This window comes from Agrobacterium sp. T29 (genome assembly GCF_006970545.1).
Lineage (GTDB): Bacteria > Pseudomonadota > Alphaproteobacteria > Rhizobiales > Rhizobiaceae > Agrobacterium > Agrobacterium leguminum.
Genome location: NZ_CP040641.1, coordinates 1,940,586 through 1,953,560, shown reverse-complemented (window position 1 = coordinate 1,953,560; position 12,975 = coordinate 1,940,586). Strand labels below are relative to the sequence as shown.

Here is a 12,975-nt window from a genome sequence, read left to right as displayed (position 1 = left end):
CCACTCCGGGCATATCGTTCGAGAGGTTCATCATTCCGCCGGAGGCGGATGGTCGGGCCGTTATTTCTTGACCGCGACAGCCTCGTTGATCTTGGCGACGTCATCTTCCAGGACCTTGTAGGTCTGGTCGAGCGTCAACTCGCCGACGATGAGCTGGCTCATGCGCTGCACAATCTGCTGATACATGGCGCTGCCGCCCTTGGCGCGTTCGAACTCACGGGCGGCCTGCGGCACGTTCTTCTTGTTGTCGAGGAACACCTTCATCGCCGCCTTGGCGTCTTCGCTCTTCAGCTTGTATTGCGGATCGACGATCTCCGCGCCGGTCAGGATGACGTAGTTCTCGGCGATTTCCCGCTGCACCTTTTCAGAGCCGAGGAATTCGATGAAGTGAGCCACATCTTCCGGATATTTGGTGCGCTTGAAGCCGACAATGGCGGTGCCGCCTGGCATGGCGTAGCATCCGGCCTCGCCGCAGGGTGCATTGATCGCCGTCCATTCGAAACTGTCGCCGATCTTGTTCTGGAACGGATTCACCATCCAGTTGCCGGCCAGATAGGTCACGACATTGCCGTTGACGAACTCGTCACCCATGTTCTTGTACTGCGAACCGCCGGCCGCACCCCACATTTCCTTGGGGAAGCTGCCGTTCTGCGTCCATGAATAGATATCGGCGATATATTTCTTCGCCGCGTCGTCCGGGAAGCTGAACTTGCCGTCCTTCACATAGGTCGCGCCATAAGCAAAGGCGCCGCCGGAGAAGCGGTGGCCGGAACGGTCCATGGTGAAGGGAATCTGCACGCCGGTCGCCTTGGCGACACGGGCGGAAGCCTCGACGATCTCACTGAATTTCGCGGTCGGGCCAGGCAAGGGTTCGCCCGCCTGCTCGAACAGCGTCTTGTTGACGAAGGGCAGATTGAGCGTCTGCGACGCCATGTAACCGTTGATCGACTGCGGATCGTTGACATTCGGCAGGCGAAGCTGGTTGAGGCTGGAACCGTGCAGCTTCGCGAAGGCTTCCGCATCCTTCATATAGGGGCGCATGTCGAGATAATAGGGCGCAAGCTGCCAGTCGGTGATCTTGGCGATGTCAGGACCTTCGCCCACCGCAAGCTGCACCGGCAGCTGCTTGGAAACCGCGTCATAACCCGAAGACACGAAATTGATCTTCACACCCGGATTGGCCGTCTCGAACTCCTTGCTGAGTTCCGACATGCGCTGCACATAACCCTGGTCGTCATCCGTAAAAAGGAAAGTAATCGTGCGGGTCTCGGCCTGGGCCGTCGCAAGACCGGCGACAGAGGCCACCACAAGGGCGCTGACGCCCGAAAACAATTTCATCATGCTCATCCTCCCAATGAAAATATTTTCATAAATCGAACGGAAGCTCCTCTGCTTAATTCGATTTATAATGTTTTGCGGCTTGACAGAATAAACGTCAAGCTGTTTGTTTTGCATAAATCGCACAAATCGACGTGGAAAAGCGAAAATCGGTTTGTGAAAATAATTTCATAAAGATCGACGGGAGGCGATCCATTATGACGGATGGACCATTTGCGGCGAACGCGTCGCAGCCGACATATACCGTCGCAAACGGCGAAACGGTGACCGCCTGGATCGTCTCCGATCTGGTGGAGACGTCGTTTCCCGGCACCGCAGCCCCCGCCGAAGACCGCGTGAACTATCGCTTCATCAACGGTTTCGTGGATGTGGGCGACCTGCCCTGCCGCAAGGCCTTCCAGCAGACCATGATCGGCCGCGATATCGCGCCCGAGACTGGCTTTACGGTTTCGCACCTCAACCTGCCGGGCTCCAATCGCCGCGTCGAATTCACCGGTTTCTGGCATGTTCCCACCCATGTGCAGCGCTGGCTGAAGGGCTCCTTCCGCAGCGAGGCCGCCAGACAGGCGCATTTTCGGCTGCGCACCTGCGGCGGCGTCCGCATCTGGGTGGGCGGCGTTGAACAGGTTCGTTTCGAACCTTTCATCCGCAATGTCGAAAGCAGCCGTGACATCACGCTCGATCTCGCGGCCGGCGATAACGAGGTGCTGCTGCTCTGCGAGGATCTGGCGGAACGCGACATCATCTGGTTCTTCGAGCTTGAGGTCGTCGACGCCGTGCCGCTGACCGTCGTGCTGCCCGTGCCGCTCGACCGGGAGGAAACGAAGCGTCTCGCCGCGCTGGTGCGCGATGTTCGCCCGGCGCGGGACGTGTTTTCCGGCACCGCCCTCGAACTGGTCTTCGGGGCCGCACCTGCGAACGACCTGCCCGTGCACATCGCCGTCAAAAGCCATGGGCATGAGCGCGCTGCGCTGGCGGAAGTGGACACCGTGCTGAAGGCCGGGCAATCCTCGCTGACGATACCCGGAACGACAGGCATTTCGGATGGGTATCACGGTGTCAAAATCACCATGGGTTCGGGAGCGGGAACGGTAACCCGCGTCATCGACGCCGCTTTCATGCATGACATCGCGCCGGAAGCATCCAGCGGCGATATCAACGAGCGAAAAAAGGCCGCCCTCTCCTTCAGCGCCCGCTTCGGCGCCTGGCGCATCGGCCGCGCGCTGGCGATGGTCGCTACCGGCAGCGATGACATCGAGACGATCGGCGGCATCGTCGATGCGACGCTGCATTCCATTGATCGGCGGGAAGACTGCTCCGATTTCGTCATGATCCCGCTTCTGTGGCTGGTGCGCGCCTATGGTGACCGCCTGCCGTCCGAGATGCGGGCGCGGATCGATGCCTCGATCCTCGGCTATCGCTACTGGGTGGACGAACCGGGCAATGACGTCATGTGGTTCTGGAGCGAGAACCATGTTCTCTGCTTCCACACCAGCCAGCTGCTGGCCGGTGAGTATCTGCCGGATGCCGTCTTCACCGCCTCCGGCCGCACCGGCAGAGAACAGGCGGCGCTGGCCGCTGACCGGCTGGAGCGCTGGTTCGACAGCGTCGAGGCGCATGGCCTCGCCGAGTGGAACTCCGCTGCCTATTATCCGGTGGATTTCATCGGCCTTCTCGCCATCGAACATTGGGCGGGGCAGGAACTTGCCGCCCGCGCGCGCTATCAGATCGATCTCATCTTCGAAATGATCGCGCTGCACACGCTCGGCGGCGTTCCCTCCGGCTCCCAGGGCAGAGCCTATGACAAGGAGCTGCGCGCCGGGCCGCTAACGGAACTGGCGCCCTTTGCGCAGGTCGCCTTCGGTCAGGGCTGGCTGAACAATGGCGTCGCCTCGCTGCCGATGTTCTGCTGCGGCGATTACCTGCCGCCGGCGCATATCGCCGCCCTTTCACAGCTGACAAGCGGCCGTATGGTCGAGGCGCGGTATGCGCAGGGGCTGGAGCCCGGAAAGCTCGTGCTGTTCAAGAACGAGGCCGCCCAGCTTTCCACCGTTGTCGATCACAAGACCGGCCGCAGGGGCCACCAGCAGCACGTCATGGACATCAAGCTTGCCGGCCACCCGATGGCGCGGCTCTGGGTCAACCACCCGGGCGAAGACGATCCGTGGGGCACCCAGCGCCCCTCCTATTGGGCGGGAAGCGGCATCCTGCCGCGCGTGGCGCAACATCGCGATCTGGCGATGCTGATCTTCGATACGCAGGATCACCGCAACGACTGGACCCATGCCTATCTCGGCCGCGACGGGCTGGACGAGGTGCTTGTGGAGGGCAACTGGCTCATCACCCGCTCGGGCCGCGGCTTTGCCGCGCTTTATGCGACGAACGGGCTTCAGCCCATCGCCACCGGCGCCACCGCCAGTCGCGAGATCAGATCGCCCGGCCGCCGCGCCGGCTGGGTCGGCATCATCGGCTGCGGGGATGTCGCGGAGTTTGCCCGTTTTCGGGAAAAAATCCTCGCCACGCAGATCACCTTCGATGCCGAAAGCCGGCTGCTCTCGGTCACGCCGCCGGGCGGAGCTGAGCTTACCCTGACCTGGGACGGCGCATTCACCATTGGCGGGCAGGCCATGGCCTTCGACCACGACCAGCCCCAGCCCGAAATCACCTTCGACAGTGCCGACCCCGCATCGGGCGGCGCGGCGCAACCATTCTACTCCTAAGCGGAATTGACAGATGAACCAGCCAAGCATGGAAAAAGACACTCTCAGGACGACGATCGACAATGTCGCCGCCGCCTTCAGCCGCCTCAAGGGCATTCAGGAAGGTCTGGTCAGCGGCAGTTCCGATGGCAAGATCCAGTTCGATGAGTGGGACTGGGAAGTGGGCGTCGGCCTTTACGGCTTCCTGCGCCGGGCGCTCGCCGCCAACGACCGGAAGGCGCTTGACGACCTCGTGACATGGTATGGCTGGCAGATCGACCGTGGCCTGCCGCCGCGCCAGATCAACAGTTCCGCCCCGATGCTGCCACTTGTCATCCTCACCGAACATGTCGACCGGCCGGATTTCCGGGCGCTGGTGGAAGACTGGGCCGACTGGCTGGTGCATCAATTGCCGAAAACCGAAGATGGCGGCTTCCAGCATGTCGTCAAGGAGCGACTGAATGAGGGTGAACTCTGGGATGACACGCTATTCATGGCATGTCTGTTCCTCGCCCGCGCCGGCGTCGTCTGCAAACGTCAGGACTGGATCGACGAGGCGGTCTACCAGTTCATGATCCATACGCGTTATCTCTCGGACCCCGTCACCGGGCTCTGGTATCACGGCTGGACCTTCAACGGACGTCATAATTTCGCGGACGCCTTCTGGGCGCGCGGCAATTCGTGGATCACCGTTGCCATTCCCGAGCTTTTCGAACTGGTGCCGACGCTTGGCGAAAAGGACAGGCGTTTCCTCGCCAATGTGCTGGCAAGCCAGGTACGGTCGCTGCGCCAATATCAGCGCGAGGACGGCATGTTCCACACGCTTCTCGATGACCCGACATCGCCGGTCGAGACATCGGCAACGGCCGGTATCGCCTATGGCATTCTGCGCGGCATCGAGGCCGGCATTCTCGGCGAAGAAAATCGCCCGCATGCGGAACGCGCACTGAAGGCGGTGCTTGGCAATATCGACGATGAAGGCGTCGTCCACGGTGTTTCCGACGGCACGCCGATGGGCCACGATCTCGATTTCTACCGCCGCATTCCCAACCTGCCCACACCTTATGGGCAGGCACTGACCATGCTGCTCCTGATCGACGTTTTTCTGAAAAGGCCAAAGGCATCGTGAGCATCATGAACATCAGTCAGGACATCACAGTCGCGGCGGGTGGCCTTGATGCCACGGCGGCCATCCAGCAGGCTATCGACACCGTGTCAGCCGCAGGCGGCGGGCGCGTGTCTCTCTCGGCCGGGCGTCATGTCAGCGCCGGCTTCCATCTCAAAAGCGGCGTGGAACTGCATCTTGCCGAAGATGCGGTGCTTGCCCCCGTTTCCGATTACGACGCCTATGGCCTGACCCGGGTTTCGGTGATTGCCGAAGATTCCGATCGCGGCATGATCATTGCCAGGGGCGCGCATGACATCGCCGTCACCGGCCCCGGCCGTATCGAGGCCGGCGGTGAAAACTTCATCGTTGGCGACGACAAGGCCATGGGCACCTATGTCCCGGCGAAAAAGCGCCCACGCGTGATGGTGCTGGAAAGCTGCCGCAACGTGCGCCTCGAAAACCTCTCCGTCAGCGGTTCGCCGATGTGGACGCTGCATATGGTCGATTGCGAAGACATTCATTTCCGCAATCTGCGCATCGAAAACGACCGCCGCCTGCCGAATACCGATGGCATTGTGCTCGATGCCTGCCGGCGCGCCCTGATCGAGGATTGCTTCATCTCGACCGCCGATGACGGCATCTGCCTGAAGACCAGCGCCGGGCCGGATGGCAAGGCGGTGGGAGCCTGCGCCGATATCACCGTTCGCCGCTGCACCGTTTCCAGCATGAGCTGCGCGCTGAAGCTTGGCACGGAATCCTTCGGCGATTTCACCAATGTGGTTTTCGAGGATTGCAAGATCGTCGAGTCCAATCGCGGCATCGGCCTGTTTTCCCGCGATGGCGGCGCCATGCGCAACATCCGCTTCTCACGGATCGAGGCCGAATGCCACGAAACGCCGGGCGGCTTCTGGGGTTCGGGTGAAGCGGTCACCGTCACCGTCGTCGACCGCCGCCCCGAGCGTCAGGCCGGCAGCGTCGACAATCTGGTCGTGGAATATCTGAGCGGCTCCATGGAAGGCGCGATCAACCTCGTCGCCACATCGAAGGCCGGCATTCACAATGTCCGGCTGGAGCGCATCACGCTGTCGCAGCAGCCCGGCAAGCTCGGCACCGGCCTGCAATACGATCTGCGCCCCACAAATGCGGATATTGCGCCAAGCCCCCATGCCGCCGGCCGCGCCAATGCCTGGACGCAGGATGCTGAGGGCCGGATCGTCGGAATGGAGGATTATCCCGGCGGAATGCCGGCGGTTTATCTTGCCGACGTGGAAGGATTTTCGGCCCGCGATGTCGCCATTAAAAGAACGACGCCCTTGCCCGAGGGCTGGAACAGCCAAGAGATCGTCGCGACGACGAACTTGTCCGAAGGGAGCAGGTGATGGGAAGTCTGAAACTCGAAAACCTCAATAAAGCGTTCGGCGCCGTTCATGTGCTGCATGACATCGATCTTCAGATCGAGAACGGCGAATTCGTCGTCTTCGTCGGCCCCTCGGGCTGCGGAAAATCGACGCTGCTGCGCATCATCGCCGGTCTCGAGGATGTCACCTCCGGCACCATCGGCATTGGCGGGCGCGATGTCAGCGCGCTGTCGCCGGCCGAGCGCAAGATCGCCATGGTCTTTCAGTCCTACGCACTTTATCCGCATATGAGCGTGCGCAAGAACCTTGCCTTCGGTCTCGAAAACCTGCGCTTCAAGCGGGCGGAAATCGAAAGCCGCATCAACGAGGCGGCGCGCATGCTCGCCATCGAGCCCTATCTCGACCGCAAGCCGAAACAGCTTTCCGGCGGCCAGCGCCAGCGCGTCGCCATCGGTCGCGCCATCGTGCGCGAACCGGATATTTTCCTGTTCGATGAGCCGCTATCGAACCTCGACGCGGCGCTGCGCGTGCAGACACGCGCCGAAATCACCCGCCTGCACCGCGATATCAAGACGACGATGATCTATGTCACCCACGATCAGGTGGAAGCCATGACCATGGCCGACAAGATCGTGGTGCTGCGAGCCGGGCGCATCGAGCAGGTGGGCAGCCCGCTCGAGCTTTTCGACAATCCGCGCAACCTTTTCGTTGCCGGCTTCCTCGGCTCGCCGCGCATGAACATGCTGAAGGGCACCATCGCCAAGGGCAGCGACGGTAGCATCGCCATCGACGCCGGCTACGGTGTGTCCCTGCCCTGCCTTGTCGATCCGGCAGCCGTCAGCTCCGGGCAGGCGGTTCTCGCGGGCATCCGCCCCTCGCATTTCACCATCTCCGACAGTGCCGGCCTGCCATTCGAGGTGCAGTATCACGAAAGCCTTGGCACCGAGACCTATCTCTACGGCAATCTCCAGGGCGAGAAAGAGCAGATCATCGTGCATCAGGCGGGCCATTTTGCCCCCGCTTCCGGCTCGGTGCTGAAGATCATGCCGGCGCGGGAAAAGGTGCATGTCTTCGATCCCGCCACCGAACTGGCGTTGCCGCGCCTGAACAGCGAAGGGAGAGGTTAGCATGGCCAATCCGACGCTTGCGAGACTGTCCGACCGTGCGCTCGATGCCGTGATGGCGATTGCCGAAGTGCCGCTCAACTTCATCGAGCGGCTGATCGGCAAAAGGCGCATGCCTTATATTTTCCTGATGCCGAACCTCGTTCTCTTCGGCATCTTCACCTTCCTGCCGATTGCGATTGCCGTCGGTTACGCCTTCACCGGCGGCACCGAACTTCTCATCACCGACCGCCCCTTCGTCGGGCTGGAAAATTTCGGCAAGCTGCTGGATTGCCAGAGCTACATGGACCCCGGAAGCTGCCGGGAATCGCTGTTCTGGACGGCGATCTGGAACACGCTGTGGTTCGTGGGCTTCAACGTCATCGCCACGCTGCTGGTCGCGCTCATCACCGCCCTCATCCTCAATCGGGCGATTGCCGCGCGCGGTTTCTTCCGCGCCATGTTCTTTTACCCGGTCCTGCTGTCGCCCGTCGTCATCGGCCTCATCTGGAAATGGTTCCTCGACCGCAACGGCCTGCTGAACGCCTTTTTCCAGATGCTCGGCGTGCCGCCGGAAATCTTCCTGCTGGATGTCGGCTGGTCGCGTTTCTTCGTCGTCGTGGTCTCCGTCTGGTTCCACATGGGCTTTTATACGCTGATCCTGCTCGCCGGCCTTCAGGCCATCCCGAAGGACCTCTATGAAGCCGCCGCCATCGATGCCGCCTCGCCCCGGCGCACCCTGCTGCGCATCACCCTGCCGCTGCTTGGGCCCAACCTGCTCGTCGTGCTCATCCTGCTTATGATCCGCTCGGTGCAAATCTTTGACGAAGCATGGGTTCTGACCAATGGCGGTGGGCCGGGCACGGCCAATACATTCGTGGTGCAATATATCTACCAGATGGCCTTCGGCAGCGATCTGAGGCTATTCGGCCTTGCGTCAGCCGCCTCAGTTCTCATGGGCCTTGTGCTTCTCGCGCTGACGCTCGTGCAACTGCGCCTTGGCAAAAAGATGGAGTCCTGACCATGTCCAACGCCGTCTCCTTCCTCACGCGCACCCGCCGCCCCGGCCGGATCGGCCTTACCGATATCCTGTCCTGGGTCTGGCTCATCGGCGGCACGCTCGCCGTCCTCATCCCGGTCGTCTGGGCCGCCATGTCATCGCTGAAACCGGAAGCCGAAATCACCCGGTTTCCGCCGAGCCTTCTGCCGCGCGCCGCCGTGCAGGTGGAAGTGCATGGTTACGACAAGCCGCTCAGCCTATGGAAAGCCCCCATCGACGGCATGGAGCGGGAAATGGCCATGGTCCGCCGCATCGGCCTGAAAGCCCAGATGGTCGATCCCGCCAATCCCGGTCCGCCCGTCAGCGTCGACACACGCGAAATCACGCCCGTCCAGAAACTGACCGTCGCGACGGAGAACTTCACCGATCCGCTCACCCGGTTCAGCTTTTTGACCTTCCTCAAGAACTCGGTCTTCGTCACCTTCGTCGCGACCGTCCTGACGCTGATCGTCAACGCCATGGCCGCCTTTGCCCTCTCCAAATACCGCTTCCGCGGCGAGAAGGCGATCTTCGTGCTGATCATCTCCACCCTGATGATCCCGCTCACCGTCGTCATGGTGCCCGCCTATCTCGTCATCGTCGGCGTCGGCCTCGTCGACAATCTCTGGGGCGTCATCATCCCGACGGTCGCGACGCCGACTGGCGTGTTCCTGCTCCGGCAATATATGCTGACCATCCCCGACGAGCTGATCGAGGCGGCCCGCGTCGATGCGGCAAGCGAATTCCGCATCTTCTGGCGCATCATCCTGCCGCTGACGGCCCCGGCGCTTGCGGTTCTCGCCATCTTCTCGGTGCTCTGGCGCTGGAACGACTTCCTCTGGCCGCTGATCGTTCTCAGCAGCCGTGAAAACTTCACGCTGCAGGTGGGGCTGAACGCCTTCCAGGGCGAGTTCTCGGTGCAATGGCACTATATCCTCGCCATGACCTTCCTCAGCCTGGCGCCAGTCACCGTCGTGTTCCTGTTCCTGCAGCGTTACATCACGACAGGCATTGCCGGCACGGGGATGAAGTAAGGAAAGTACGAGCTTGCGGTGAGACAGCAGGCCGTCACGATTGGAATGTTAAAGCCCCTCCACCCGTCATCCCGGCCTTGAGCCGGGATCCAGCCGTCGCGCGTCTGCGCGGCGAAAGGACTCTTTTCAGCCCAAGGACTTGGGCTGGCTGGATTCCGGCTCAAGGCCGGAATGACGGGAGAATTAATCGTCTGGAGTTTGTTCAGCGGTCAACACAAGACGACACTCCAACACCCTACTTCGGCGGCGGCGCGATGCTGCCCCTTAACACCAGCCGACAGCCGAGTTCCAGCCGGTGCGCCGGGCGGGTCGGATCGGCCGCCACAAGCCGCTGCTCCAGCAGCGCAAGCGCCGCGCCGCCCAGCCTGTCGGCGGGCAACTGGATGGTGCTGAGCGGCGGCGCACTGAAGGCCGCCGGCATGATATCGTCAAACCCCAAAACCGAAACATCCTCCGGTACCCGGATTCCAGCTTCCGTCAGGGCCTTCAGGCAACCAAGCGCCAGATTATCGGCAGCGCAGAAGATCGCCGTGGCGTTTCTAAGCGGCCGCTGTTCAGCCAGCAGGCGGCGGATGGCGGCCTCGCCCCATTCGGGCTCGTAGCTCTCCACCTCGATGACCATATCGGCGGGAACAGCGAGACCCGCCGCGAGATACGCGTCGCTATAACCATCGTAACGGCGGCGGATCGTCGTGCGCCCTTTCCAGGTGATGTGCAGAATATTGCGATGCCCGAGAGACAGCAGATGTTCGATACCGAGCCGTGCGCCAAAACGGTTCTCGGCGGTCACCGTATCGACGATCATGGCCGGGTCCTCGCCATTGATCAGTACCACGGGCCGCGCAAGCGCAGACAGCGCTTCGACCAGTTGCGGCCTGTCATCGTTCAAGATTACGATACCGTCGACATTGTCGGCATCCGCCGCCGCCGCCACCGCAACCGGGTCAAGCCGGCTCGTTGTGCTGACATAGGGAACGATGCGAATGCCGCGCCGCTCGCATTCGCGCCGGAAGCCGTTCAGCATGGTCCAGCTGACCATGTTGAGATCGCTCTGCGGAGCTGCGTCATTGGTCATGGCCAGAAGCACGACACGCAAAGTCGCGATCGTCGCCTTCTGTCGCCGGTTTTCGAGGTAGCCTAGCGTGCGTGCCGCCTCCAGCACCCGCTCGCGAACCTGCGTGGTCAAAGGTGCCGTGCCGTTGATGGCGTGCGAAGCCGTGCTCAGCGAAACATTCGCCTCCCGCGCCACGTCCTTAAGCGTCGTTTTCCTGTCTATTTTCATAAAGGGGAAATTCAACCACTCTACTTCGGACGGTGCGGGCAGAAAGCCTGCCTCACGCAGTCGATCTGAAGAATACCCGTGCCTGTTTGCTGCTCTCTCGTCGCTCGAAGACTACAGCATCATCCGTAAATGCGGAATTGATTTCTCTGGGTTTTTAATCCCCCGCAAGAAACGCCGCCCGCAGCGAACCGCGGGCGGCGAGGCGGTCAGAGCGCCTGGGAGATATGGTCGATGCTGCTCTTTACGGCAGCGGCCGGATCCTTCATTTCGTGCACTTCCGTCGCGAAGGGTTCGAAGCTGTAAGGTCCCTTGTAACCGGCCGCCTCGAGCGTCCTGATCTGGGCGATATTGTCCAGCCGGTCGCCGCCATCCACCAGAACGCGGTGGGCGTCGAGCATGTCGGCTACGGAGACGGCAGGATCGATCACGCCGGAAATGTGGACCAGCCCCGTTCGCTCCGGGAAGAACTCCGTCTCGCCTGCGAGATGGTGGTGGAAGGTGTCGTGCACCAGCCTGTAGACATCGCCGCCACCGGCCGCATCGATGGCCCTGATCGCTTCGGCCTTGGTGCGCAGCGAAGAGACCGGGAAACCGAGCGGCTCAACGAAACCGATCAGGCCGCGTTCCTTAAGGATCGGCTTCATGGCCTTCAGCGCCGTGACGAGATCGTCAAAAGACACCGGCGTACCGTCGTTGAGCGGGCACATCACCAGCGCTTTGGCCCCGCTTGCCGCCGCATAATCGGCCATGGCGACGGCCCGCGCAGGCAGATCGCCCGACCAGACGTTGAAGGGATAAAGCGCATTGATCGAGATGATCGTCACGCCCGCCTTTTCGGCCGCCGCCTTCACAGCCGCCGGATCCACCGTGCCGACGATATCAGGCAGGTCGTTGCGGATTTCGACTTCGGTAAGGCCGAGTTCGCGGGCCGTCGCAAAGAACGCCTCAAGGGAAAGCTTCGGCGCGGTAATGTGGTTGATGGCAAAACGCATGAAAGACCTCACTGATAAAGGGCGGGACGGGTGGGAAGCTTGATTTCAACTGCTGCCCCGTCCGTTTCCTGCGCGGCCACGCAGGCGTCGGAGGTGATGGCAGCCACGTAGCCGTCCCAGGAGTTGGGTCCCGATGCCGTGCCCTTCGCCGCCGCATGGATGAAGTCCTGCAATTCCACATCGTAGCTGGCGATGAAGCGGTCTTTCCAGTCGGTCAGGATATCGTTCTGCAGCTTGGCGCCGAGGCGGGTCTGCACCGACATCGGCTCCGGCAGGCCGGCAATGCCGTCCTCGCCCACCACCTGGCACTGGATATCGTAGCCATAATGGCAATTCACGAAGATTTCGACGTCGATGATCGTGCCCTTCGCCGTCTCCAGAATGACGATCTGCGGGTCCTTCAGCCGCGCATGGCTTCTGGCCGCCGAACGGGGAAAGAGAACCCGCGCCGAAACATAGTCATCGTCGAGCAGCCAGCGCAACACGTCGATCTCATGGATCATCGTGTCATGGATCGCCATCGGCGTGACATATTGCTCAGGAACCGCCGGGTTGCGGTGGGCGGCGTGCACCATGATCGGCGCGCCGATCCTGCTATCGACGGCCTGTTTCAGCGCCACGTAACCGGCGTCATATCGGCGCATGAAGCCCACCTGAACCAGCCGCTTGCCATGCGCCACCTCGGCGTCGACGATGCGTCTTGCGCCTTCCGCCGTTGTTGCGAGCGGCTTTTCGCAGAAACACGGCTTGCCGGCGGCGATTGCCGCCAGCACATATTGCTCATGGGTTGCGCCCCATGAGGTGACGAGCACGGCATCCACATCCGGCGATGCGATCAGCTCTTCGCCGGTGGCGAAAACGACGGCATCCGGGGCGATGTCGTTTTTGACCGCCTCGGCGGAGGCGCGGTTGACGTCGCTGAGCGCAACGATCTTCGCGCCGCCCAGAACCTTGTTGATACGGCGGGCGTGATCACGCCCGATTGCGCCGGTGCCGACGACACCAATTCTGACAGTCATTTG

General features: G+C 61.9%; 10 protein-coding genes. 6 read left to right on the top strand and 4 right to left on the bottom strand.

Annotated elements, in window-relative coordinates:
- Nucleotides 1-60: 60 nt before the first annotated feature.
- On the bottom strand, nucleotides 61-1,341 hold the full coding sequence (locus tag FGF54_RS24035; protein WP_031233411.1) for an ABC transporter substrate-binding protein: 1,281 nt from the start codon (nucleotides 1,339-1,341) through the stop codon (nucleotides 61-63).
- 194 nt (nucleotides 1,342-1,535) lie between these two features.
- On the opposite strand from FGF54_RS24035, the gene FGF54_RS24030 reads away from it, so the two are divergent.
- Genes FGF54_RS24030 through FGF54_RS24005 form a run of 6 tightly spaced genes read left to right on the top strand, consistent with a single transcriptional unit; the run spans nucleotide 1,536 to nucleotide 9,679 of the window.
- Nucleotides 1,536-4,058: a hypothetical protein gene (locus tag FGF54_RS24030; protein ID WP_142781396.1), complete on the top strand. Its 2,523-nt coding sequence runs from the start codon at nucleotides 1,536-1,538 to the stop codon at nucleotides 4,056-4,058.
- A 13-nt stretch (nucleotides 4,059-4,071) separates the two neighbouring features.
- Complete coding sequence (locus FGF54_RS24025; protein WP_142781395.1) at nucleotides 4,072-5,166, top strand: glycoside hydrolase family 88 protein; 1,095 nt, start codon at nucleotides 4,072-4,074, stop codon at nucleotides 5,164-5,166.
- 5 nt (nucleotides 5,167-5,171) lie between these two features.
- Nucleotides 5,172-6,524 (top strand): glycoside hydrolase family 28 protein, encoded by a 1,353-nt coding sequence (locus FGF54_RS24020; protein WP_168208229.1) that lies wholly within the window; start codon nucleotides 5,172-5,174, stop codon nucleotides 6,522-6,524.
- On the top strand, nucleotides 6,524-7,630 hold the full coding sequence (locus tag FGF54_RS24015; RefSeq protein WP_142781393.1) for an ABC transporter ATP-binding protein: 1,107 nt from the start codon (nucleotides 6,524-6,526) through the stop codon (nucleotides 7,628-7,630). Before FGF54_RS24020 ends, FGF54_RS24015 begins: the two co-directional genes overlap by 1 nt.
- Nucleotide 7,631: 1 nt before the next feature.
- On the top strand, nucleotides 7,632-8,627 hold the full coding sequence (locus FGF54_RS24010; protein ID WP_034498130.1) for a carbohydrate ABC transporter permease: 996 nt from the start codon (nucleotides 7,632-7,634) through the stop codon (nucleotides 8,625-8,627).
- Nucleotides 8,628-8,629: 2 nt separating this feature from the next.
- Complete coding sequence (locus FGF54_RS24005) at nucleotides 8,630-9,679, top strand: carbohydrate ABC transporter permease (RefSeq protein ID WP_142781392.1); 1,050 nt, start codon at nucleotides 8,630-8,632, stop codon at nucleotides 9,677-9,679.
- Between the two features lie 235 nt (nucleotides 9,680-9,914).
- Here FGF54_RS24005 and FGF54_RS24000 read toward each other — a convergent pair whose 3' ends face one another.
- The 3 genes from FGF54_RS24000 to FGF54_RS23990 all read right to left on the bottom strand — a co-directional run bounded on the left by FGF54_RS24000 (nucleotide 9,915) and on the right by FGF54_RS23990 (nucleotide 12,972).
- Complete coding sequence (locus tag FGF54_RS24000; RefSeq protein WP_210247446.1) at nucleotides 9,915-10,961, bottom strand: LacI family DNA-binding transcriptional regulator; 1,047 nt, start codon at nucleotides 10,959-10,961, stop codon at nucleotides 9,915-9,917.
- Between the two features lie 206 nt (nucleotides 10,962-11,167).
- Nucleotides 11,168-11,953 carry a TIM barrel protein gene (locus tag FGF54_RS23995; RefSeq protein WP_142781390.1) on the bottom strand — a complete coding sequence of 262 codons (786 nt, stop codon included), beginning with the start codon at nucleotides 11,951-11,953 and terminating at the stop codon, nucleotides 11,168-11,170.
- Between the two features lie 8 nt (nucleotides 11,954-11,961).
- Nucleotides 11,962-12,972, bottom strand: a complete 1,011-nt coding sequence (locus tag FGF54_RS23990) for a Gfo/Idh/MocA family protein (RefSeq protein WP_142781389.1) — start codon at nucleotides 12,970-12,972, stop codon at nucleotides 11,962-11,964.
- Nucleotides 12,973-12,975: the final 3 nt, after the last annotated feature.

Coding starts and splice junctions, on each gene's coding strand:
- FGF54_RS24035 (WP_031233411.1), bottom strand. CDS start 1,341: ATGATGAAATTGTTTTCGGGCGTCAGCGCCCTTGTGGTGGCCTCTGTC.
- FGF54_RS24030 (WP_142781396.1), top strand. CDS start 1,536: ATGACGGATGGACCATTTGCGGCGAACGCGTCGCAGCCGACATATACC.
- FGF54_RS24025 (WP_142781395.1), top strand. CDS start 4,072: ATGAACCAGCCAAGCATGGAAAAAGACACTCTCAGGACGACGATCGAC.
- FGF54_RS24020 (WP_168208229.1), top strand. CDS start 5,172: ATGAACATCAGTCAGGACATCACAGTCGCGGCGGGTGGCCTTGATGCC.
- FGF54_RS24015 (WP_142781393.1), top strand. CDS start 6,524: ATGGGAAGTCTGAAACTCGAAAACCTCAATAAAGCGTTCGGCGCCGTT.
- FGF54_RS24010 (WP_034498130.1), top strand. CDS start 7,632: ATGGCCAATCCGACGCTTGCGAGACTGTCCGACCGTGCGCTCGATGCC.
- FGF54_RS24005 (WP_142781392.1), top strand. CDS start 8,630: ATGTCCAACGCCGTCTCCTTCCTCACGCGCACCCGCCGCCCCGGCCGG.
- FGF54_RS24000 (WP_210247446.1), bottom strand. CDS start 10,961: ATGAAAATAGACAGGAAAACGACGCTTAAGGACGTGGCGCGGGAGGCG.
- FGF54_RS23995 (WP_142781390.1), bottom strand. CDS start 11,953: ATGCGTTTTGCCATCAACCACATTACCGCGCCGAAGCTTTCCCTTGAG.
- FGF54_RS23990 (WP_142781389.1), bottom strand. CDS start 12,972: ATGACTGTCAGAATTGGTGTCGTCGGCACCGGCGCAATCGGGCGTGAT.